At 69.0% G+C, this 19,600-nt stretch carries 20 protein-coding genes; 12 read left to right on the top strand and 8 right to left on the bottom strand.

All coding sequences use genetic code 11. The annotated features are described in order from the left end of the window. Position 1: 1 nt before the first annotated feature. The 5 genes from WFJ36_RS05715 to tkt are packed head-to-tail and all read right to left on the bottom strand — an operon-like array spanning position 2 to position 7,314. Positions 2-937, bottom strand: coding sequence for a glucose-6-phosphate dehydrogenase assembly protein OpcA (locus tag WFJ36_RS05715; protein WP_060921903.1), 936 nt, complete (start codon positions 935-937; stop codon positions 2-4). Continuing rightward, complete coding sequence (gene zwf, locus WFJ36_RS05710; protein WP_071329489.1) at positions 934-2,484, bottom strand: glucose-6-phosphate dehydrogenase; 1,551 nt, start codon at positions 2,482-2,484, stop codon at positions 934-936. Before zwf ends, WFJ36_RS05715 begins: the two co-directional genes overlap by 4 nt. Before the next feature lie 20 nt (positions 2,485-2,504). Beyond that, positions 2,505-4,112 carry a glucose-6-phosphate isomerase gene (locus tag WFJ36_RS05705; RefSeq protein ID WP_336642860.1) on the bottom strand — a complete coding sequence of 536 codons (1,608 nt, stop codon included), beginning with the start codon at positions 4,110-4,112 and terminating at the stop codon, positions 2,505-2,507. Then, positions 4,109-5,221, bottom strand: a complete 1,113-nt coding sequence (gene tal / locus WFJ36_RS05700) for a transaldolase (RefSeq protein ID WP_336642859.1) — start codon at positions 5,219-5,221, stop codon at positions 4,109-4,111. Before tal ends, WFJ36_RS05705 begins: the two co-directional genes overlap by 4 nt. Then, the gene (tkt, locus tag WFJ36_RS05695; protein WP_336642970.1) at positions 5,218-7,314 is read right to left on the bottom strand and encodes a transketolase; all 2,097 of its coding nucleotides are present in this window, start codon (positions 7,312-7,314) and stop codon (positions 5,218-5,220) included. Before tkt ends, tal begins: the two co-directional genes overlap by 4 nt. 250 nt (positions 7,315-7,564) lie before the next feature. Between tkt and WFJ36_RS05690 the strand changes: the two genes are divergently transcribed. Beyond that, positions 7,565-8,470, top strand: coding sequence for a heme o synthase (locus WFJ36_RS05690; protein WP_029989291.1), 906 nt, complete (start codon positions 7,565-7,567; stop codon positions 8,468-8,470). On the opposite strand, the gene WFJ36_RS05685 is transcribed toward WFJ36_RS05690, so the two are convergent. Beyond that, positions 8,416-8,901 (bottom strand): hypothetical protein, encoded by a 486-nt coding sequence (locus tag WFJ36_RS05685; protein WP_336642858.1) that lies wholly within the window; start codon positions 8,899-8,901, stop codon positions 8,416-8,418. The genes WFJ36_RS05690 and WFJ36_RS05685 overlap by 55 nt on opposite strands. Before the next feature lie 240 nt (positions 8,902-9,141). On the opposite strand from WFJ36_RS05685, the gene WFJ36_RS05680 reads away from it, so the two are divergent. The 4 genes from WFJ36_RS05680 to WFJ36_RS05665 are packed head-to-tail and all read left to right on the top strand — an operon-like array spanning position 9,142 to position 10,956. Continuing rightward, a complete protein-coding gene (locus WFJ36_RS05680; RefSeq protein ID WP_336642857.1) occupies positions 9,142-9,438 on the top strand; it encodes a hypothetical protein in 297 nt (98 codons plus the stop codon). Then, complete coding sequence (locus WFJ36_RS05675) at positions 9,435-10,253, top strand: putative T7SS-secreted protein (RefSeq protein ID WP_336642856.1); 819 nt, start codon at positions 9,435-9,437, stop codon at positions 10,251-10,253. The genes WFJ36_RS05680 and WFJ36_RS05675 overlap by 4 nt, the downstream gene beginning before the upstream one ends. Next, positions 10,250-10,540: a hypothetical protein gene (locus WFJ36_RS05670; protein ID WP_292790231.1), complete on the top strand. Its 291-nt coding sequence runs from the start codon at positions 10,250-10,252 to the stop codon at positions 10,538-10,540. The genes WFJ36_RS05675 and WFJ36_RS05670 overlap by 4 nt, the downstream gene beginning before the upstream one ends. 50 nt (positions 10,541-10,590) lie before the next feature. After that, the gene (locus WFJ36_RS05665; protein ID WP_336642855.1) at positions 10,591-10,956 is read left to right on the top strand and encodes a hypothetical protein; all 366 of its coding nucleotides are present in this window, start codon (positions 10,591-10,593) and stop codon (positions 10,954-10,956) included. Between the two features lie 54 nt (positions 10,957-11,010). Here WFJ36_RS05665 and WFJ36_RS05660 read toward each other — a convergent pair whose 3' ends face one another. Beyond that, positions 11,011-12,132 carry a COX15/CtaA family protein gene (locus WFJ36_RS05660; RefSeq protein WP_292790229.1) on the bottom strand — a complete coding sequence of 374 codons (1,122 nt, stop codon included), beginning with the start codon at positions 12,130-12,132 and terminating at the stop codon, positions 11,011-11,013. 232 nt (positions 12,133-12,364) lie between these two features. Between WFJ36_RS05660 and sufB the strand changes: the two genes are divergently transcribed. From sufB to WFJ36_RS05625, 7 genes are all read left to right on the top strand, one after another. Further along, the gene (gene sufB / locus WFJ36_RS05655) at positions 12,365-13,783 is read left to right on the top strand and encodes a Fe-S cluster assembly protein SufB (protein WP_025103651.1); all 1,419 of its coding nucleotides are present in this window, start codon (positions 12,365-12,367) and stop codon (positions 13,781-13,783) included. After that, positions 13,784-14,989: a Fe-S cluster assembly protein SufD gene (gene sufD / locus WFJ36_RS05650; protein ID WP_071329481.1), complete on the top strand. Its 1,206-nt coding sequence runs from the start codon at positions 13,784-13,786 to the stop codon at positions 14,987-14,989. It begins immediately after the preceding gene. Next, positions 14,986-15,312 carry a non-heme iron oxygenase ferredoxin subunit gene (locus tag WFJ36_RS05645; RefSeq protein WP_071329480.1) on the top strand — a complete coding sequence of 109 codons (327 nt, stop codon included), beginning with the start codon at positions 14,986-14,988 and terminating at the stop codon, positions 15,310-15,312. The genes sufD and WFJ36_RS05645 overlap by 4 nt, the downstream gene beginning before the upstream one ends. Positions 15,313-15,315: 3 nt before the next feature. Beyond that, complete coding sequence (gene sufC / locus WFJ36_RS05640; RefSeq protein WP_336642854.1) at positions 15,316-16,086, top strand: Fe-S cluster assembly ATPase SufC; 771 nt, start codon at positions 15,316-15,318, stop codon at positions 16,084-16,086. A gap of 9 nt (positions 16,087-16,095) precedes the next feature. Next, the gene (locus WFJ36_RS05635; RefSeq protein WP_017202280.1) at positions 16,096-16,425 is read left to right on the top strand and encodes a metal-sulfur cluster assembly factor; all 330 of its coding nucleotides are present in this window, start codon (positions 16,096-16,098) and stop codon (positions 16,423-16,425) included. A 93-nt stretch (positions 16,426-16,518) separates the two neighbouring features. Beyond that, positions 16,519-17,673, top strand: a complete 1,155-nt coding sequence (locus WFJ36_RS05630; protein WP_336642853.1) for a MalY/PatB family protein — start codon at positions 16,519-16,521, stop codon at positions 17,671-17,673. Beyond that, positions 17,670-19,040, top strand: coding sequence for an MFS transporter (locus WFJ36_RS05625; RefSeq protein ID WP_336642852.1), 1,371 nt, complete (start codon positions 17,670-17,672; stop codon positions 19,038-19,040). Before WFJ36_RS05630 ends, WFJ36_RS05625 begins: the two co-directional genes overlap by 4 nt. On the opposite strand, the gene WFJ36_RS05620 is transcribed toward WFJ36_RS05625, so the two are convergent. Beyond that, a complete protein-coding gene (locus tag WFJ36_RS05620; RefSeq protein ID WP_336642851.1) occupies positions 19,003-19,587 on the bottom strand; it encodes a TetR family transcriptional regulator in 585 nt (194 codons plus the stop codon). The two genes, WFJ36_RS05625 and WFJ36_RS05620, sit on opposite strands and share 38 nt — an antisense overlap. Positions 19,588-19,600 lie beyond the last annotated feature (13 nt).

Raw genomic sequence — 19,600 nt, 5'->3', positions numbered from 1 at the left:
GTCACTCTCCTGTCTCGGGCGGACCGAGCTTCTCCCAGCCCTCCGTGATCACTCGACCGTACAGGACGTCGGGGTCGAGCCTGCGCAGCTCCTCCGCGAGGCACTCGCGCAGCGTCCGCCGCGGCAGGTGAAGGTCGTGGTCGGGCTGGTTCGGCTGGGTGAGCACGGCGACGCCGGGCGACGGGCGCTCGAGGAGGATGTCGCCGGACTCCCGGGTGAGGCGCACCGACTTGATGCCCTCCTGCCAGTGCTCCGGGTCCTCGTACGACCACCGCACCGGGACGTCCAGGGCCATCTGCAGCCAGGCGGCGAGCAGCGCCGTGGAGGGCGAGGCACTCCCGCCACGGACCTCGACGGCGGTGATGGTCTCGTACGGCGGCTGGTCCAGCACCGCGGCGAGCTGCTCGCGCCAGTGCGTGAGGCGCGTCCAGGCGAGGTCGGTGTCGCCGGGGGCGTGCGTGCGTCCGAGGAGGGCGAGCCGGTCGCGGACGTCCGGAGACGTGGCGGCGTCGGTGATCCGGCGCTGGGCGATGCGGCCGAGCGGCGAGGTCGCGGGAGAGGTGGGGGCCTCGTCCGGCCACCACGCCACCACCGGGGCGTCCGGGAGGAGCAGCCCGGTGAGCAGGCTCTCCTCGTTGCTCGCGGCGGCGCCGTGCGCGTGCAGCACGACGACCTCGCTGGCCCCGGCGTCTCCGCCCACGCGGATCTGCGCGTCGAGGCGGGACTCACCGTCGCCGGTCGTCAGCACGATCACGCGCATCGGGTGCTCGCGCGACGCATCGTTCGCCGCGTCGATCGCGGCCTCCGCGACGCCCTTGCGGGCGGCGATGACCAGGGTGAGGACACGGCCGAGGGCGACGGCGCCGCCCTCCTCGCGCACCTTGACGAGCTGCTTGGCGACCTGGCTGACGGTCGTGTCGGGAAGGTCGATGATCACGGGCGTCTCCAGACTCGTCCGTCGCGGGCCAGCAGGTCGTCGGCCGAGGCCGGTCCCCACGAGCCGGGCGCGTACTGCTCCACCGGACCGCCCTGGGCGGCCCAGTACTTCTCCACCGGGTCGAGGATCTTCCAGGAGAGCTCGACCTCCTCGTGCCGCGGGAACAGCGGCGGATCGCCCAGGAGGACGTCGAGGATCAGACGCTCGTACGCCTCCGGGCTCGCCTCCGTGAACGCGTGGCCGTAGCCGAAGTCCATCGTCACGTCGCGGACGTTCGTGCCGTTGCCCGGCACCTTCGAGCCGAAGCGGATCGTCACGCCCTCGTCAGGCTGGACGCGGATCACCAGGGCGTTCTGCCCGAGCTCCGAGGCGTTGCCGCGGCCGAACAGGTGCTGCGGCGCGCGGTTGAACACCACGGCGATCTCCGTCACCCGACGGCCGAGGCGCTTGCCCGTCCGCAGGTAGAACGGCACGCCGGCCCAGCGTCGGGTGTCGATCTCCAGCTTGATGGCCGCGTAGGTCTCCGTCGTCGACTCGGGGTTCATCCCCTCCTCGTCGAGGAAGCCGGTGACCTTCTCGCCGCCCTGCCAGCCTCCGGCGTACTGCCCGCGCGCGGTGGCGAGGGAGAGATCCTCCGGCACGTGCACCGCGGCGAGGACCTTCTCCTTCTCGGCCCGCAGATGCTCGGCGGAGAGGCTGATGGGCTCCTCCATCGCCGTGAGCGCGAGGAGCTGGAGCAGGTGGTTCTGGATGACGTCGCGGGCGGCGCCGATCCCGTCGTAGTACCCCGCACGACCGCCGACGCCGATGTCCTCGGCCATCGTGATCTGCACGTGATCGACGTAGTTGCGGTTCCAGATCGGCTCGTACAGCTCGTTGGCGAAGCGCAGCGCGAGGATGTTCTGCACCGTCTCCTTGCCGAGGTAGTGGTCGATGCGGAAGATCGAGTCGGCGGGGAACGCCACCTCGAGGGCCGCGTTGAGAGCGCGCGCCGACTCGAGGTCGTGCCCGAACGGCTTCTCGATGACGACGCGCCGCCAGCGCTCGTCGTCGTCCGCGTCCTCGCCCACGAGCCCCGATTCCTTGAGCTGCTTCGCGACGAGCGGGAAGTCCTTCGGCGGGATCGAGAGGTAATAGGCGTGGTTGCCCATGGTGCCGCGTTCCACGTCGAGCTTCTCGACGGTCTCCCGCAGCTTGCGGAAGGAGTCGGGGTTGTCGAACTCGCCGGAGACGAACCGGATGCCCTGGAGCAGCTGCGTCCAGGTCTCCTCGCGGAACGGCGTGCGGGCATGCTGCTTCACGGCGTCGTAGACGACCTGGGCGAAGTCCTGGTCCTCCCAGTCGCGGCGGGCGAAGCCCACGAGCGCGAAGCCCGGGGGCAGGAGCCCCCGGTTCGCGAGATCGTAGACCGCCGGCATGAGCTTCTTGCGGGACAGATCACCCGTCACGCCGAAGATCACGAGGGCGCTGGGCCCCGCGATCCTGTTGAGACGACGATCGTCGGGGTCGCGCAGCGGGTTGTGCCCGCGCGAGATGGGTACAGACATCGGTGGGGGCTCTCCTGCGGTTACTTCTGTGCGGCTTCGAAGAGGGCGAGCACGTCGTCCGAGGACTCGGTGATCGTCAGCGAGACGACGGGTCGTCCGTGCTCCGCGAGCACGCCCGCGTCGCCGGCCGCCTGCGCCTGGATGAGCTGTCCGAACGTGAACGGCCGGTCGGGGATCTCGAGGTCCACGTCCGTGCGCTCCAGGATCTGCAGGAACACGCCCTGAGCGGGGCCGCCCTTGTGGTACTGACCCGTGGAGTGCAGGAAGCGCGGTCCCCAGCCGAACGTGGTCGGGCGCCCGGAGTCGGCGGCGACGAGCTCGCGCAGGCCCTGGAGCTGCGGCACCTCGAGGCGGTTGACGTACGCCTGGATCGACACGTAGCCGTCGGCGGGGAGCTGGGCCCAGAGGGCGTCCAGCACGCCTTCGACGGTGCCAGACACGGCGAGGGCGGGGTCGGAGACCCGGACCTCGACGCCGTTCTCGACGAATGCGGGAGCTGTCGGCTCCGGTCGGGCGTCGAGCAGGCCCCGGGCGGCGACCTTGGCCGACTCGACGTCGGGCTGGTCGAACGGGTTGATGCCGAGGAGGTGCCCGGCGATGGCCGTCGCGTACTCCCAGACGATGAACTGCGCGCCGAGTGTGCCGCTGACGAGGATCTCGCCCTCGTGCCGCTCGTGCAGGTGGAACTCGTTGGCGTCGTCGACGAGACGCACGATCTGGAGGTCGGCGGGGACCGGGTCGAGCTCCGGCGAGACCGGGAGCAGGACGACCGGGAGGATGCCCGTGCCCTCCTTGCCTGTGGACTCGGCGATCAGCTGCTCGATCCAGTCCGGCAGCCCCTTGATGTGCGTGCCGTCGGTGATCAGACCCAGCTTGTCGCGGCGGGGGCTGGTGGCGGCGATCGCGGCCCCGAGACGGAGTGCGGGGTTGTCGGCGGAGTCCACGGCCACCTCGAGCAGCGAGGCCTCGGCCTCGTCCAGGAGCTCGTCGATGTCGACGCCGGAGAGTCCCGACGGGACGAGGCCGAAGGCGGTCAGCGCCGAGTAGCGGCCGCCCACGTTCGGGTCGGCGTTGAAGACCCGGTAGCCGGCCTCGCGTGCGGAGGCGTCGAGCGGCGAACCGGGATCGGTGACCACGACGATCCGCTCGGTGGGGTCGATGCCGAGGTCGCGGAAGGCGGCCTCGAAGGTGCGGCGCTGCGAGTCGGTCTCGACCGTGGAGCCCGACTTCGAGGACACGACGAGGACCGTCTCGGCGAGACCCTCGTCGAGCGCGGCGAGCACCTGTCCCGGGGCGGTGGAGTCGAGGATCGTGAGCGGGACGCCGGACGTCTGCGCGATGACCTCGGGAGCGAGCGACGAGCCGCCCATTCCGGCCAGCACCACGCGCGTGACGCCCTTCGCTGCGAGCTCCTCGCCCAGCGCGACGATCTCGGCGACCAGCGGGCGGGAGACCGAGACGGCCTCGACCCAGCCGAGGCGGACCGACGCCTCGGCCTCGGCGGCCGGACCCCAGAGCGTAGCGTCGCCGCCGGTGATGCGGGAGGCGACGAGGTCGTGGACCAGGGCGGGCACGGTCTCCTCGATGGCGACGCGCGCCGCGCCCGATGCGTGGATGGCGAAGGTCATCGCTGGGCCTCCAGAGCCTCGGTGACCTGTGCGAGCAGATCGTGCCAGGAGTCGATGAACTTCGCGACCCCCTCCTCCTCGAGCACCTCGGTCACGGCGTCGAAGTCGACGCCCACCTCGGCGAGCCCGGCGAAGACCTCGCGGGCCTCCTCGTAGCCGCCGGTGATGGTGTCTCCCGTGACGACGGCGTGGTCGAACGTCGCCTCGAGGGTCTTCTCCGGCATCGTGTTGACGACGCCGTCGGCGACCAGTTCCGTCACGTACAGCGTGTCGGGGAGGTTCGGGTCCTTGACGCCGGTCGAGGCCCACAGCGGGCGCTGGACGTTGGCGCCGGCGGTGAGGAGATCCTGCGCGCGCTTCTCGGCGAACGTCTTCTCGAAGAGCTCGTAGGCGAGTCGGGCGTTCGCGAGCCCCGCCTTGCTCTTCAGCGCGGCGGCGGCGTCCGTTCCGATCGCGGTCAGGCGCTTGTCCGTCTCGGTGTCGACCCGGGAGACGAAGAACGAGGCCACGGAGTGGATGGTAGACAGATCGATGCCCGCGTCCTTGGCCCGCTCGAGGCCCGTGAGGTACGCCTCGATGACCTCGGCGTAGCGCTCCAGGCTGAAGATGAGGGTCACGTTGACGCTGATGCCGTTCGCGATCGCCTCGGTGATGGCTGGGAGGCCGGCCTTGGTCGCCGGGATCTTCACGAGGAGGTTGGGCCGGTCGATCCGGTCCCACAGCTCCTTGGTCTGCGCCACGGTGCCGTCGGTGTCGTGGGCGAGGTCGGGGGAGACCTCGATCGAGACGCGACCGTCGACGTGGCCGGACTCCTCCCACACCGGGCGGAAGACGTCGAGCGCGGCACGGACGTCCTGGGTCGTTGCGGCGAACACGGCGTCCTCGGCGGAGGCTCCGGACGCGGCGAGCTCGGTGACCTGCGCGTCGTAGGACGTGTCGTTCTTATCCGTGATCGCGTTCGCGAAGATGGTCGGGTTGGTGGTGACGCCCACGACGTTGCGCGTCGCGATCAGCTCGGCGAGGTTGCCGGAGGAGATGCGGGTGCGCGAGAGGTCGTCGAGCCAGATGCTGACGCCGGCGGCGGCGAGCTGGGCGGTGGGGGTGCTCATGCGTTCTCCTTGATGGTCTCGCGGGCGGCCGCGACGACGGCCTCGGTGGTGATGCCGAACTTCTCGAAGAGGGTCTTGTAGTCGGCGGAGGCGCCGAAGTGGTCGATGCCGACCGATCGTCCGCGGTCGCCGACGATGCCGCGCCACGTGAGCACGGAACCGGCCTCGACCGAGACGCGGGCGGTGACGGACGCCGGCAGCACGCTCTCGCGGTAGGCCTCGTCCTGCTCCGCGAACCACTCCAGCGAGGGGGCGGAGACGACGCGGGCGTTCACGCCCTCGCCGGCGAGCACCTCGCGGGCGTTCACCGCGAGCTGCACCTCGGAGCCGGTGGCCACGATGATGACGTCCGGCGTGCCGTTCGGCGCCTCGGCGAGGACGTAGGCGCCCTTGGCGGCCTGGGCGGCGGAGGCGAAGGTGTCGCCCGAGGCCTCGCCCACGCCGCGCGGGAACACCGGGATGTTCTGGCGGGTCAGTGCGATGCCGGCCGGGCCCTCGTGGCGCCGGAGGATCTCGAGCCACACGGCGGCCGTCTCGTTGGCGTCCGCGGGACGGACGACGGCCAGGTTCGGGATCGCGCGCAGCGTCGCGAGCTGCTCGATCGGCTGGTGCGTCGGGCCGTCCTCGCCGAGGGCGACGGAGTCGTGCGTCCAGACGAAGACGCTCGGCACATTCATCAGCGCGGCCAGGCGCACGGCCGGACGCATGTAGTCGCTGAAGATGAGGAACGTGCCCCCGAAGGCGCGCGTGGGCCCGTGCAGCACGATGCCGTTGACGATCGCGCCCATGGCGTGCTCACGGATGCCGAAGTGCAGCACCCGGCCGTACGGGGTGCCCGACCACTCGTGGGTCGACCACTCAGCCGGGATGAACGACGGCGCGTCCTTGATCGTCGTGAGGTTCGACTCGGCGAGGTCGGCGGAGCCGCCCCAGAGCTCGGGGAGCTGCGCGGCCAGCGCGTTGATGACCTGGCCGGACGCGGCGCGGGTCGAGACGTCCTTGCCGGCCTCGAAGACGGGGAGTGCGTCGGCGATGTCGGCGGGGAGCTCGTGGGCCTCGACGCGGTCGAGCAGGGCCTTGCGCTCGGGGTTGGCGGCCGCCCAGGCATCGAACGACTCCTGCCAGGCGGCGCGGGCCTCGGCGGCGCGCTCCGCGAGGCCGCGCGTGCGCTCCAGCACCTCGTCGGCGACGACGAAGGTCTGCTCCGGGTCGAACCCGAGGACCTTCTTGGTGGCGGCGAGCTCGTCGGCTCCGAGCGCCGATCCGTGGATCTTGCCCGTGTTCTGCTTGCCGGGAGCAGGCCAGCCGATGATGGTCTTGAGGATGATGAGCGACGGCTTGTCGGTCTCGCCCTTGGCCGCCTCGATCGCGGCGTGGAGCTCGGCGACGTCCTCCACGTACTCGCCGGTCTTCTTCCAATCCACCGTCTGCACGTGCCAGCCGTAAGCCTCGTACCGAGCCGCGACGTCTTCGGTGAAGGCGACGTTCGTGTCGTCCTCGATGGAGATCTGGTTGGAGTCGTAGATCGCGATGAGGTTGCCGAGCTGCTGGTGGCCGGCGAGCGAGGAGGCCTCGCTGGTGACGCCCTCCTGCAGATCGCCGTCGCCCGCGATCACGTAGACGAAGTGGTCGAACGGGCTCGTGCCCGCTGCGGCCTCGGGGTCGAAGAGGCCGCGCTCGTACCGGGCGGCGTACGCGAAGCCGACTGCCGAGGCGAGGCCCTGGCCCAGTGGGCCCGTGGTGATCTCGACGCCCTTGGTGTGGCCGTACTCGGGGTGACCGGGGGTCTTCGACCCCCAGGTGCGGAGCGCCTTGAGGTCGTCGAGCTCGAGCCCGAACCCGCCCAGGTAGAGCTGCACGTACTGCGTCAGCGACGAGTGGCCGACGGACAGGATGAAGCGGTCGCGGCCGAGCCAGTCGGTGTCGGTCGGGTCATGCCGCAGCACCCGCTGGTAGAGCAGATAGGCGGCGGGAGCCAGACTCATCGCCGTGCCGGGATGACCGTTGCCGACCTTCTCGACCGCATCGGCCGCCAGGATCCGGGCGGTGTCCACCGCGCGTCGATCGATCTCGTCCCACTGCAATTCCGACACGTTCATGCCCTTTCCGACAGTTTCGAGGGCGCCGGTATTCCCTGGCGCATCCGCAACTTCCCTGGCGCATCCCGCATCGTCCGGGAGACGGGCGGGTTTTGTGCGCAGCACCGGGCGCGCGAGTGCTCTCAGCATAGCGGGGACGGTCTCCGCGGCCGGGGGTCGGAAGGCGCGGAACGCGTCACGGCGTGTCATACACTGGAGAGGTTGTCCGGTAACGCGCGCGGAGGAGGCGATCGAGATCTCGACGATGTCTGATCAGACCGTACGGAAGTCGTCCATCGGTCGCACGGTGAGCGCCTACGTCACTCTGACGAAGCCCCGGGTCCTCGAACTCCTCCTCGTCTCGACCGTTCCGGTCATGTTCCTCGCGCAGGGCGGACTGCCCGATCTCTGGCTGGTCCTCGCGACGGTCATCGGCGGGTCGATGAGCGCCGGTTCGGCCGGCGCGTTCAACATGTACCTCGACCGCGACATCGACGCGCACATGCACCGCACGGAGAACCGGCCGCTCGTGACCGGCGAGGTCAGCCCGCGCGGCGCCCTGATCTTCTCGTGGACGCTCGCGATCGTGTCGACCGTGTGGCTCTGGTTCACCACGAACCCGCTCACGGCGATCCTGTCGGCCTCCGCGATCTTCTTCTACGTCGTGATCTACACGATGATCCTCAAGCGCCGCACCGAGCAGAACATCATCTGGGGCGGCATCGCGGGGTGCTTCCCGGTCCTCATCGGCTGGTCCGCCGTCACCGGTTCTCTCGACTGGCCGGCCTTCATCCTCTTCCTGCTCGTCTTCCTCTGGACGCCGCCGCACTACTGGCCGCTGTCCATGAAGTACAAGGACGACTACGACGATGTCGACGTGCCCATGCTCGGCGTCACCCGCAACGCGTCGCAGGTCGGCCTGCAGGTCATCCTGTACGCGTGGGCCACGGTCGCCTGCTCGCTGCTGCTCGTGCCGATCGCCGGCATGGGCCTCGTCTACACCGTCTCCGCCCTGGTGTTCGGCGGCTGGTTCATCTACGAGTCGCACCGCCTGTACAACCAGGCGGTGCGGGGGACCGAGGCGCGGCCGATGCGAGTCTTCCACGCCTCGATCACTTACCTGACGCTGCTGTTCGTCGCCGTGGCGATCGACCCGCTGCTGCCCTTCTGATCCTCGTCGGCCTGGGGCTCGTCAGCCTGAGGCTCCGCATCGACCTGCGGCTCTGCGAATTCGGCATCGGCGGTCCGGAGAGCGGGCTCGTCGCGCGGGACTGAGACCGTCTCGATCGTCTCGTCCTGGATGATCGGCGCCTCCTGCTCGACGATCGGCGAGGCGGTGACGGGGGTGGCGACCAGCGTGCGCGCGGCGACGAGGCCGAGCGACAGGAGCAGGCCCACCAGGCCCGCACCGAGGACGACCGCGCCGACGACGACGAGCGACTGACCGACGTACACCTCGACACCGGTGGCGGTGCCGTCCATCAGGGTCGTGGTCATCGTGCCGACCTGTCCGGCGATCATCCAGCCGCCGACCCCGACCGCGGCGAGGGAGACGACGATGAGGAGCCAGAACCCGGCGCTGCGGGTGAGTGTCTTGTTCATGTCGACCACGATGGTCGATGCGGTGATGAGCGCCCGGTGCGCGCGCTATGGATCGTCTGTGCGGCAGAGAGCGACGATCAATTTAAGAGCGACGTTTGCCATCGACTGCTGCCACGACCTCTCTCTTGAACGGGTGGGTCGCTGTGGGGGAGCTGTAGCCCGCGTCATCCCGGTGCGGCCACCCTCACAGAGGACCGGGCGCTAAGCTCGCTGGGCGAATCGATGATCCGGGGGGATTGTATGGACAGGCGTATTCACGTCGATTTTGTGGCTGTCGAGGCGACGTCTACGTTGCTGCACGACTTCAAGGTGGGACCGGGGGACGAGTCGGGCCTTGATCTCTCGATCGCTGGGAGTGATCTCGTCGCGTCTGCGGCAGAGGTGTTTGCTGGCGGGTGGTCGGATGCGCTCGGCTTTCTCTCGCTCGCCTGTAGGCGGCTCGCTGGTGGGCTGGATGGGGCGTTGGCTGATTTTTTGGCGGGGGAGCATGCCCATCTCGACTCACTCGCGACGTCGATCGGGGCGTTGGAGGGATGACAGTGCATTGGACGGACCGCGATCCCGGGGCCGGTGACACGGCCGCGTTCGCCACCGCCATTGCTTGGGCTGATGCTCAGCTTGTGGACCTGGCCAACGCACAGGATGTGGTGTCGACGATTCTGCGTGATCTTGACGATGCGTGGAGCGGCCGCGCTGCGGACGCGTTCCGTACACGCCTCGAGGACTTCCACAGCCGCCTTGACGACTCCACTGATGCGATGACAACCGCGAGGAAATCGATCATCACGTACCGAGATGCCGTGGCGGAAATCTCCCGACTCGCCGAGCCTCTGAAAGAAGAACTCGCTGCATCACAGGCGGCCCTGAGCGGTGTGATGAACGATGCGTCCTTCGGCGGCGAGCCCGGGGACCGGTTCGCCGCCGAACAAGAAGCCCGCGCAGCGGCCAGCACCGCCGCGACAGCGTTGAAAAAACTCGCAGTTGACCGTCAAGCGGCTGATAGTGACCTCGCGGTTTCGCTTGCGACGGCGGCCTCACTCGGGTGGGGTGATCTGGATTGCACCACCGATCCGGTTCCTGGAACCCGAAGAGACGCGACGAATGACCGGGTGATGGATCTGTTCGAGCATTTTCGGACGGGTGATGAACGCGGTGCCGTCCTCACCGACAACGACATCTTCGTGCAGACCCTCATGCGCAGTACCACATCACCGCAACCCGGGAGCAAGTACTCGACGAGCTGCGAAGCGGAAAGCTCACGTCGTTGGCTCCGCGTTCTTACGATCGATCGATCAGTGATCAGCCGTTGGTGCTGGGCGCCGACGGGGTCAACATTATGTTTAGCACGATGACCGGTGCGATCCCGGATGTGGTGCTCGGTGGGCAGAACCTGCCCGAAACCTTCCTGGGCTCTTTTGACCTCGAAGTCCGGGCTGGGGAACCGCGATCGGATCGCGGGGTTGAGGTGACGTTTGTGATCAACAACGACACGTCCATTGATTCTGCTACCCGTGTTCCCCTCACTGGGGGTGCTCACATCCCTGGGGTGTTTGAGGCGATGTCGGAAGCAAATGCGAGAGAGGGGCTATGGTCTACGCATCACCAAACCATCGTCTGGACCGAAACGGTGTACCCGTGAACACTCGATGCCGTCGTCAGAGCCTCCCGGTCGCGAGTGTCACCGTAGCTGTGGCACTGGTCCTCGCTGGGTGCGCGGGTCCGCAACTCACCTCACCGGTCGGCGAGTGGGGCGCTGTCGACAACGACCACGGTGTGTTGTCGATCCGTTCTGACGGCACCTTCACGATCACTGACGCGTCCTTCAACCCCCTCGAGGACAGGGACGCTGACAACGACTTCAATGCCACGGGCACCTGGCGGGTTTTTCCGGACGAAGCCGAACTCACGCTCGTCTTCCTGGAAGCATCGCAAGGCGACTGGGACGTCAGCCGCGCCAGTTTCGACGTTCCGTTCCGATCAGGCACAATCCGTTTCCATGACCCGGATGATGTCCTCGATATCGAGTTCCGGCTCGTGGATGAAGCTTCGGAGTAGAGCGCAATCGACGAAAGCCGTCGCCCCGTTCCGCGCCCCGGTCGTCGTCGCGGATCATGAACCGCCGGTGGGTACGACGGACGCAGTGCGCTTGAGGTGCAGCACAACGACCGTGTAGGTCGCGGCCGACAGCGATGCCAGGACCATGTGGATGCCCACGAGCACCGGCGGCAGCCCCTCCCGCGCCTGCCAGACGCCGACGGCCACCTGCACGAGGATCGCGATGACGAGCACGAGCAGCCACCGGCGAGGCTCGAGGCGCAAGACCCAGGCGGATACCGTCAGGAAGAGCACGAGGGCGGCCAGGATGTATCCCGGCCAGGAGTGGACATGGGCGAGGATCGTGGCGTCGAAGCCGCGGCGCAGCACGTCGGCGTCGCCCGAGTGCGGGCCGGATCCGGTCGTCAGCACGCCGAACAGGATGGTCACGGCCAGGGCGAGGCCGGTGACGTGCGTCACGATCGCGAACCAGGTGGGGACGGCCCGCTCTCGCGGTCCTTCCGGAGTCGCCAGCCGCACGAGGAACGCGGCGGTGATGCAGACGAGCAGGAGCGACGACGTGTAGTGGAACCCGACGATGAAGGGGTTCAGGCCGGTGAGCACGGTGATGCCGCCGACCAGGGCCTGTGCGACGACGCCGATCAGCACGAGCCAGGCGAGGAGGACGAGGTCCCGCCGGGCGGGCGTCGTGCGCACCGAGTGGACCGCCGCCGCGATCACCGCGATCAGGAGCACGGCGGAGGCGACGGGGAACGCCGGGAAGTCGGTGAGCGAGACCAGGACGAAGGCGACGGCCGCGCCGGCGAGACCGCCGACCGCGAACCACAGGGCGTCGATGAGAGCCCGGCGGCCGCTGATGGTGTGCAGGACGAGCAGGACGACGGCGATCGCGATGATCCCGACGACGCCGGTCATCAGCCGGTTGCCGAACTCGATCATCCCGTGGATGCCCTGCACCTCGACGATCGGGACGAGCGACTCGGGCGTGCACAGCGGCCACTCGGTGCAGCCGAGGCCGGATCCGGTCAGCCGCACGGCGCCGCCGGTGCCGATGATGATCGTCTCGCTGAGGAACGACAGCCACGCGAAGACGGTGAGCGCACGACCCCACACCGCGGAGCGGGGGGAGGCGGTCGCCCTGTTCGTCGAGGGGGCGGGGATGGTCGTCTCGGGCATAAGTCCTCCGGCCCGTCGAAGACGTGGCGCACGGCCCGTCCGTCAGGCGGAACCTGTAGAATCGGATTGTTGCGATGAGCGCTGACAGCGCTGAAGCATCGTCAACAGTTTAGGCGCGATGGAAGCGCCCGTGATGAGGGCCCCACCAACGGCACCCGCTCCCGCAGACTCGACGGGGATCAGGTGTGTCGGGGCGGATGACACCGTTTGGGACCTGTGAGGAGAGTGTTGCATGTCGGATGTGCTGATCGACCGCCCGGAGCTCGATGGTCTGGGGGTGTACGAATTCGGCTGGCACGATGAGGATGCCGCGGGTGCCGTCGCGAAACGCGGGATCTCGGAAGAGGTCGTCCGCGGGATCTCGGCCCTCAAGAACGAGCCGGAGTGGATGCTGAAGACCCGTCTCAAGGGCTATCAGCTCTTCGGCCGCAAGCCGATGCCGACCTGGGGCGCCGACCTCAGCGACATCGACTTCGACAACATCAAGTACTTCGTCCGCTCCACCGAGAAGCAGGCGCAGAGCTGGGAAGACCTCCCCGAGGAGATCCGCGAGACGTACGAGCGCCTGGGCATCCCCGAGGCCGAGCGTCAGCGCCTGGTCGCCGGTGTGGCTGCGCAGTACGAGTCCGAGGTCGTGTACCACCAGATCCGCGAGGACCTGGAGGCCCAGGGCGTCATCTTCATGGACACCGACACCGCCCTGCGCGAGCACCCCGAGTTCTTCGAGGAGTACTTCGGCACGGTCATCCCCGCCGGCGACAACAAGTTCGCCGCGCTGAACACCGCCGTCTGGTCGGGCGGCTCGTTCGTCTACGTCCCCAAGGGCGTGCACGTCGAGATCCCGCTGCAGGCCTATTTCCGCATCAACACCGAGAACATGGGCCAGTTCGAGCGGACCCTGATCATCGCCGACGAGGACAGCTACGTCCACTACATCGAAGGCTGCACGGCCCCGATCTACAAGTCGGACTCCCTGCACTCGGCCGTCGTCGAGATCATCGTGAAGAAGAACGCCCGCGTGCGCTATACGACGATCCAGAACTGGTCGAACAACGTCTACAACCTGGTCACCAAGCGCGCCGTGGCGCACGAGGGCGCGACCATGGAATGGGTCGACGGCAACATCGGCTCCAAGGTGACGATGAAGTACCCGTCGATCTACCTGATGGGTGAGCACGCCAAGGGTGAGACCCTCTCCGTCGCCTTCGCCGGCCCCGGCCAGCACCAGGACGCCGGCGCGAAGATGATCCACATGGCGCCGTACACGCAGTCGTCGATCGTCTCGAAGTCGATCGCCCGCGGGGGTGGCCGTGCCGGCTACCGCGGCGAGGTGCGTGTCGACGCTGCCGCCCATCACTCGGCGAACACCGTCCGCTGCGACGCCCTCCTCGTGGACACGAAGTCCCGTTCCGACACCTACCCGGCGATCGACATCCGTGTCGACGACGTGCAGCTCGGCCATGAGGCCACGGTCTCCAAGGTCAGCGAGGAGCAGCTCTTCTACCTGCAGTCTCGCGGCATGCCCGAGGACGAGGCGATGGCGATGATCGTGCGCGGCTTCATCGAGCCGATCGCGCGCGAGCTCCCGATGGAGTACGCGATGGAACTGAACAAGCTCATCGAGATGGGCATGGAAGGATCGGTCGGCTAAATGGCGGCCTCGACGACAGCGCCCAGCGAGGCGCAGCACACGAACGCGCACATCGACCCGGCCGCCCAGGTGGCGGACGCCGGATTCGTCCCGGTGCAGACCCGCTCCGAGCGTCCGCACTCGTTCGACCCGGACGACTTCGGCACGCCGACCGGTCGCGAGGTGAACTGGAAGCACACGCCGGTGGCCGCGCTCACGCCGCTGTTCCGCACGGCCGAGGGCGACGAGGGCGTGCAGTACTCCTTCACGTCCGGCGAGCAGTACGTCGCCGCGCCGCTCGCGGCGGGAACCGCTCCGCGCGGCGAGGTCTTCCTCGCCGAGGACATCACCGCCGCCGTCGCGTGGCAGGGCGCCTCCGAGGCCCTGCACATCCGCATCCCGCGCGAGGAGGAGGTCGCCGCGCCGATCTTCCTGTCGCTCACGGGCACCGGCGCCGACCGTCGGGCGGACGCCCACATCGTGATCGAGGCCCTCGAGCACAGCGCCGCCACGGTGGTGCTGCAGCACAAGGGCTCGGCGCAGTACGCCCAGAACGTCGAGATCATCGTCCGTGACGGGGCGAAGCTCACCGTCGTCTCCGTGCAGCAGTGGGACGACGACGCCGTGCACGCGGCCGCCCACCAGGCGCGGGTCGCGGCCGACGCCACCCTCAAGCACTTCGTCGTCAGCTTCGGCGGCGGCGTGGTGCGCGTGAACCCGAGCGTCGAGCTCGCCGGTGCCGGCTCGGAGGGCTACCTCTACGGGCTGTCCTACGCCGACTCCGGTCAGCACCTGGAGAGCCAGGTGTACCTGCACCACAAGGGCCCGCACACGACCGGCGACGTGCTCTACAAGGGCGCGCTGCAGGGCGAGAGCGCCCACAGCGTGTGGATCGGCGACGTGCTGATCGGGGCGGACGCCACCGGCACCGACTCCTACGAGGCCAACCGCAACCTGGTGCTCACGGAGGGCGCACGCGCCGACTCCATCCCGAACCTCGAGATCGAGACGGGCGACATCGTCGGGGCCGGGCACGCGAGTGCCACCGGCCGCTTCGACGACGAGCAGCTCTTCTATCTCCAGGCCCGCGGCATCCCGGAGGACGAGGCCCGTCGGCTGGTGGTGCTCGGCTTCCTCACCGACATCGTGCTGCGCCTCGGCATCCCCGACCTGGAGTCGGAGCTGCTGGCCGCCATCGAGGCCGAGCTCGCCGAGGTGGACGCGTGAGCGCGCAGCGCGTCTGCGGCGTCTCCGAGCTGGAGCAGGACACGCCGCTTCGCGTCGAGCCGGACGGCGTGCCGATCACGGTCATCAAGGACGGCGAGGGCGTCATCCACGCCATCGGCGACACCTGCACCCACGGCGACATCTCGCTGTCCGAGGGCTTCGTGGAAGGTGACACGGTGGAGTGCTGGGCCCATGGCTCCGCGTTCTCCCTGATCACCGGCAAGCCCCAGAATCTCCCCGCATATGAGCCCGTCCCGGTCTACGTCGTCGAGATCGACGGCGACGACGTGCTCATCGATCCCGCTGTGACGAAGGAAGTCTGAAGAATGTCTGTTCTCGAGATCCGCGACCTGCATGTGACGGTCGAGACCGAGGCGGGGACCACCCCGATCCTCAACGGAATCACCCTCACCATGAACACCGGTGAGACCCACGCCATCATGGGCCCCAACGGCTCCGGCAAGTCCACCCTGGCCTACACGATCGCCGGCCACCCGAAGTACACGGTCACCTCCGGCTCCATCACGTTCGACGGTGAGGACGTCCTGGCGATGAGCGTCGACGAGCGCGCCCGCGCCGGTCTGTTCCTCGCCATGCAGTACCCGGTCGAGATCCCCGGCGTGACGGTGACGAACTTCCTGCGCACCGCGAAGACTGCGCTCGACGGCGAGGCGCCCTCGATCCGGCAGTGGACCAAGGACGTCAAGGAGTCCATGGCCAACCTCCGCATGGACCCGAAGTTCGCGCAGCGCAACGTCAACGAGGGCTTCTCGGGCGGCGAGAAGAAGCGCCACGAGATCCTCCAGCTCGAGGTGCTCAAGCCGAAGTTCGCCGTGCTCGACGAGACCGACTCCGGCCTCGACGTGGACGCGCTGAAGATCGTCTCCGAGGGTGTCAACCGTGCGAAGGAGTCCACCGGTCTCGGTGTGCTGCTCATCACGCACTACACCCGGATCCTCCGCTACATCCGTCCCGACTACGTGCACGTGGTCGTCGGGGGCAAGATCGTCGAGGAGGGCGGCCCCGAGCTCGCCGACCGTCTGGAGAACGAGGGCTACGACCGGTTCCTCGACCCCTCCGCTCCCATCGAGGCGTAGGCTGATCGCATGACAGCGACCCTGACGGACGAGAAGTACGACGCGGTCACCGAGGCTCTCAAGGACGTGATGGATCCTGAGCTCGGGATCAACGTCGTCGACCTCGGACTCATCTACGACCTCGCCTGGGATGACGAGAACGACGCTCTCGTCATCCACATGACGCTGACCAGTGCGGGCTGCCCGCTCACGGACGTCCTCGAAGACCAGACGGCGCAGGCCCTGGACAACGTCGTGGACCGCTTCCGCATCAACTGGGTGTGGATGCCGCCGTGGGGACCCGAGCGGATCACGGACGACGGGCGCGACATGATGCGTGCGCTCGGGTTCGCGATCTGAGCGTTCCGGTCACCTGACCACCAGACGAAGCGGGCGTGCCGGGCACGCCCGCTTCGACGTCTCCGCATCGGCGCGGAGAGAATCGGAGGACGAATGCTGTCGGTGAAGGCTCTGTCGCTGTCGGAGCTGCGCGAGCGGACCAGCGAGAAGTGGCGGGAGTATCCCGAAGACGTGCTGCCCCTCTTCGTCGCGGAGACGGACTTCCCGCTCGCCCCGGCGGTCACCGCCGCACTGCAGCGGGCGCTGGATCTGGGAGACACCGGATACATCGCCTCGCGGACACCGCTGGCGGAGGCGTATGCGGGCTTCGCGGAGCGCCGCTTCGGCTGGCGTCCCGACCCGGCGCGGATGCGCAGCACGGCGGACGTGAGCATGGGCATCGTCGAGGTCCTCCGCCGCGTCACGCAGCCGGGGGAGCGCGTCGTCGTGACGCCTCCGGTCTACCCGCCTTTCTACGACCTCGTCGCCGAGGCCGGTGCCGAGGTGCAGCGCGTCCCGCTGCGCGACACAGGGGCGCGGTGGGAGCTCGACCTCGACGGGATCCGCGCCGCGTTCGAGGACGGTGCGACGGCCATGCTCCTCTGCAACCCGCACAACCCCACCGGCACCGTGCACGATCGAGAGGCGCTGTCCGCGTTGGCGGAACTGGCCGAGGAGTTCGGCGCGACCGTCGTCTCGGACGAGATCCATGCGCCGCTCGCCCAGCCGGGCACGGGATTCACGCCCTTCCTCGCCGCGAGCGACGCGGCTGCCCGGGTCGGCTACGCCGTCGTGAGCGCGAGCAAGGCCTTCAACCTCGCGGGACTGAAGTGCGCGCTCATGGTCACCGCCGCGGAGGAGACGTCCGCGGTCGTGCGCGACCTGCCGGTCGAGGTGGAGTGGCGGACGGGGCAGTTCGGTCTGCTCGCGGCCGTCGCCGCGTTCTCCGAGGAGAGCGACGCGTGGCTGGACGGCCTCCTGCGCACCCTCGACGAGAACCGCGTGCTGCTGGAGGACCTCCTCGCGCGCCACCTGCCCGCCGCCCGCTACCGTCTTCCGGACGCGGGATACCTCGCGTGGATCGACCTCTCCGCCCTCGGCTGGGGCGACAACCCCGCTCGGAAGATCCTCCGCGAGGCGAAGGTCGCGCTGCACTTCGGCCCGGCCTTCGGGGAGGAAGGGGCCGGGCACGTGCGGCTCAACTTCGGCACCGGCCCCGAGATCCTCACCGAGGCGATCGAGCGCATCGCCGCGCTCGTCGAGCGATGACGACGGCGGAGCCCACCGCCACGATCTGGGACCGCAGCCGGGTCTGGGTGACCCTGGGTGCTGTCGCCCTGATCTTCCTCGCCGCGATCGAGGCCCTCGCGGTGACGACGGTCATGCCGATCGTGAGCGATGCCCTGGACGGCCAGTCGCTGTATGCCGTCGCCTTCGCGGGCACGCTCGCGACCAGCGTGATCGGGATGGTCGCCACCGGAGCCTGGTCGGATGCGCGTGGTCCGCGCGGCGCGCTGTACGCCGCGGTCACCCTCTTCATCCTGGGTCTGCTGATCTCCGGGTTCGCGACGACGATGCCCCAGTTCCTGATCGGTCGGCTGGTGCAGGGGCTGGGCGCGGGTGGCCAGACGGTCGCCCTGTACGTCGTGGTCGCGCGGCTGTATCCGCCGCACCTGCACGGGCGGGTGTTCGCGGCGTTCGCCGCCGCCTGGGTGGTCCCGTCGATGATCGGGCCCTTCCTCGCGGGAGCGGTGGCGGAGTACCTCGATTGGCGGTGGGCGTTCCTGGGCGTGGCGGTTCTGACCGCGATCGCGTTCGTGATGATCGCGATCCGACTGCGGGGTGTCGATCTCGGACGCGGCGAGCCGCAGGACCGTCGTGCGCTGCTCTCGCGCCTCTCGCTCGCCGTCGTCGTGGCGATGCTCGCGGTGGCCATCGGACTGTCCGCCGAGCTGGAGCCGGGGATGGGCTGGCCGGTGGCTCTGGGCGCCATGCTCGCGATCGGCGTCGTCGTGCTGCCGCTCCTGCCGCGGCGGACGCTTCGCGCGGGCGCCGGGCTCCCCAGCGTCGTGCTCATGCGCGGGATCGCAGCCGGGGCGTTCTTCGCCGCCGAGGCCTACATCCCGTACCTGCTGATGCGGAAGTTCGACTTCTCCGCCACCTGGGCCGGGATCGCGCTGATGCTGGCAGCCTTCGCCTGGGCCGGAGCCTCCGCCGCGCAGGGTCGCTACGGCGAGCGGCTGGGCAATCACCGCATCACGGCCCTCAGCCTGGGGGCACTGCTGGTGGCGATGCTCTGCGTGCTGGCTGCGGCGGCGTTCGACGTCTCCCCGGTGTTCGTGATCATCGGCTGGGCGTTCGCCGGGGGCGGCATGGGGCTGCTGTACCCGCGGCTCACCGTGCTGACCCTCGCCTACTCGGATGAGACGAACCAGGGGTTCAACTCGTCGGCGCTCTCGATCTCGGACGCTACGGGCTCGGCGGCGGCGATCGCCCTCGCCGGGCTGGCCGTGGCCTCGCTCGGCGGCGGCGCTGACGCGTTCGCGGTCGTCTTCGTGCTCGGCACCGTGCTGGTGCTGCTCGCGGCGATCCCCGGGCTCAGGCTCGGGCACGCCGCGGAGTCACGGGCGCGCTGAGCTCGCCGGCCAGCGCGACGACGCCCAGGTCGAACACGCGGTCCAGGCCCGCGGTGACGTCGATCTCGCCGGATGCCGGAAGAGCGCCGTGGCTGTCGGCGTGCATCCGCTGCTGGACGAGGGTCGCGTGGCCGAGCACGAAGTGCAGGAGCGCCGCCCCGCGGTCCTCGGCATCGGCCGCCCCCTCGGTGCGGAGCGCGGCGACCAGGGCGTTGCGTGCATGTGCAGAGCCGAGCTGGAGCGCGTACGTGCTGAGGACGAGCTCGGCGCCATCCCGGTAGGCGAAGAGGGCGTCGCGGAGCGCACGGGCGGTCGCGAGCACTCCTTCCGCTCCGTCCGGGACGGTCGCGGTGATCCGATCGGCGAGGTCGGCGAGGAGCTCCTGCTTGTTCGCCACGTGCCAGTAGAGGGCGCTCGGCTGTACGTCGAGCCGGGCCGCGATGCGGCGCATGGAGAGATCGGCCAACCCCACCTCGTCGAGAAGGGCGAGGGCGGTCCGTGCGACGCTCTCCCGATCGTGACGGGCGGGATTCGTCTCGGGACTCATGCCCCCACTATAG

It is taken from the genome of Microbacterium sp. MMO-113, assembly GCF_037148555.1.
GTDB lineage: Bacteria > Actinomycetota > Actinomycetes > Actinomycetales > Microbacteriaceae > Microbacterium.
Note: the sequence above shows the minus strand (reverse complement) of the source record. Positions and strands in the feature narration are given on the sequence as shown.

Excerpts from the sequence above, each read along its gene's own strand:
- WFJ36_RS05670 (WP_292790231.1), top strand. The coding sequence starts at position 10,250 with ATGACCGGTGCGATCCCGGATGTGGTGCTCGGTGGGCAGAACCTGCCC.
- sufB (WP_025103651.1), top strand. The coding sequence starts at position 12,365 with ATGTCGGATGTGCTGATCGACCGCCCGGAGCTCGATGGTCTGGGGGTG.
- WFJ36_RS05685 (WP_336642858.1), bottom strand. The coding sequence starts at position 8,901 with ATGAACAAGACACTCACCCGCAGCGCCGGGTTCTGGCTCCTCATCGTC.
- WFJ36_RS05690 (WP_029989291.1), top strand. The coding sequence starts at position 7,565 with ATGTCTGATCAGACCGTACGGAAGTCGTCCATCGGTCGCACGGTGAGC.
- WFJ36_RS05630 (WP_336642853.1), top strand. The coding sequence starts at position 16,519 with ATGCTGTCGGTGAAGGCTCTGTCGCTGTCGGAGCTGCGCGAGCGGACC.
- WFJ36_RS05635 (WP_017202280.1), top strand. The coding sequence starts at position 16,096 with ATGACAGCGACCCTGACGGACGAGAAGTACGACGCGGTCACCGAGGCT.
- sufD (WP_071329481.1), top strand. The coding sequence starts at position 13,784 with ATGGCGGCCTCGACGACAGCGCCCAGCGAGGCGCAGCACACGAACGCG.
- tal (WP_336642859.1), bottom strand. The coding sequence starts at position 5,221 with ATGAGCACCCCCACCGCCCAGCTCGCCGCCGCCGGCGTCAGCATCTGG.
- WFJ36_RS05625 (WP_336642852.1), top strand. The coding sequence starts at position 17,670 with ATGACGACGGCGGAGCCCACCGCCACGATCTGGGACCGCAGCCGGGTC.
- WFJ36_RS05680 (WP_336642857.1), top strand. The coding sequence starts at position 9,142 with ATGGACAGGCGTATTCACGTCGATTTTGTGGCTGTCGAGGCGACGTCT.
- sufC (WP_336642854.1), top strand. The coding sequence starts at position 15,316 with ATGTCTGTTCTCGAGATCCGCGACCTGCATGTGACGGTCGAGACCGAG.
- WFJ36_RS05620 (WP_336642851.1), bottom strand. The coding sequence starts at position 19,587 with ATGAGTCCCGAGACGAATCCCGCCCGTCACGATCGGGAGAGCGTCGCA.
- WFJ36_RS05705 (WP_336642860.1), bottom strand. The coding sequence starts at position 4,112 with ATGACCTTCGCCATCCACGCATCGGGCGCGGCGCGCGTCGCCATCGAG.
- zwf (WP_071329489.1), bottom strand. The coding sequence starts at position 2,484 with ATGTCTGTACCCATCTCGCGCGGGCACAACCCGCTGCGCGACCCCGAC.
- WFJ36_RS05660 (WP_292790229.1), bottom strand. The coding sequence starts at position 12,132 with ATGCCCGAGACGACCATCCCCGCCCCCTCGACGAACAGGGCGACCGCC.
- WFJ36_RS05675 (WP_336642856.1), top strand. The coding sequence starts at position 9,435 with ATGACAGTGCATTGGACGGACCGCGATCCCGGGGCCGGTGACACGGCC.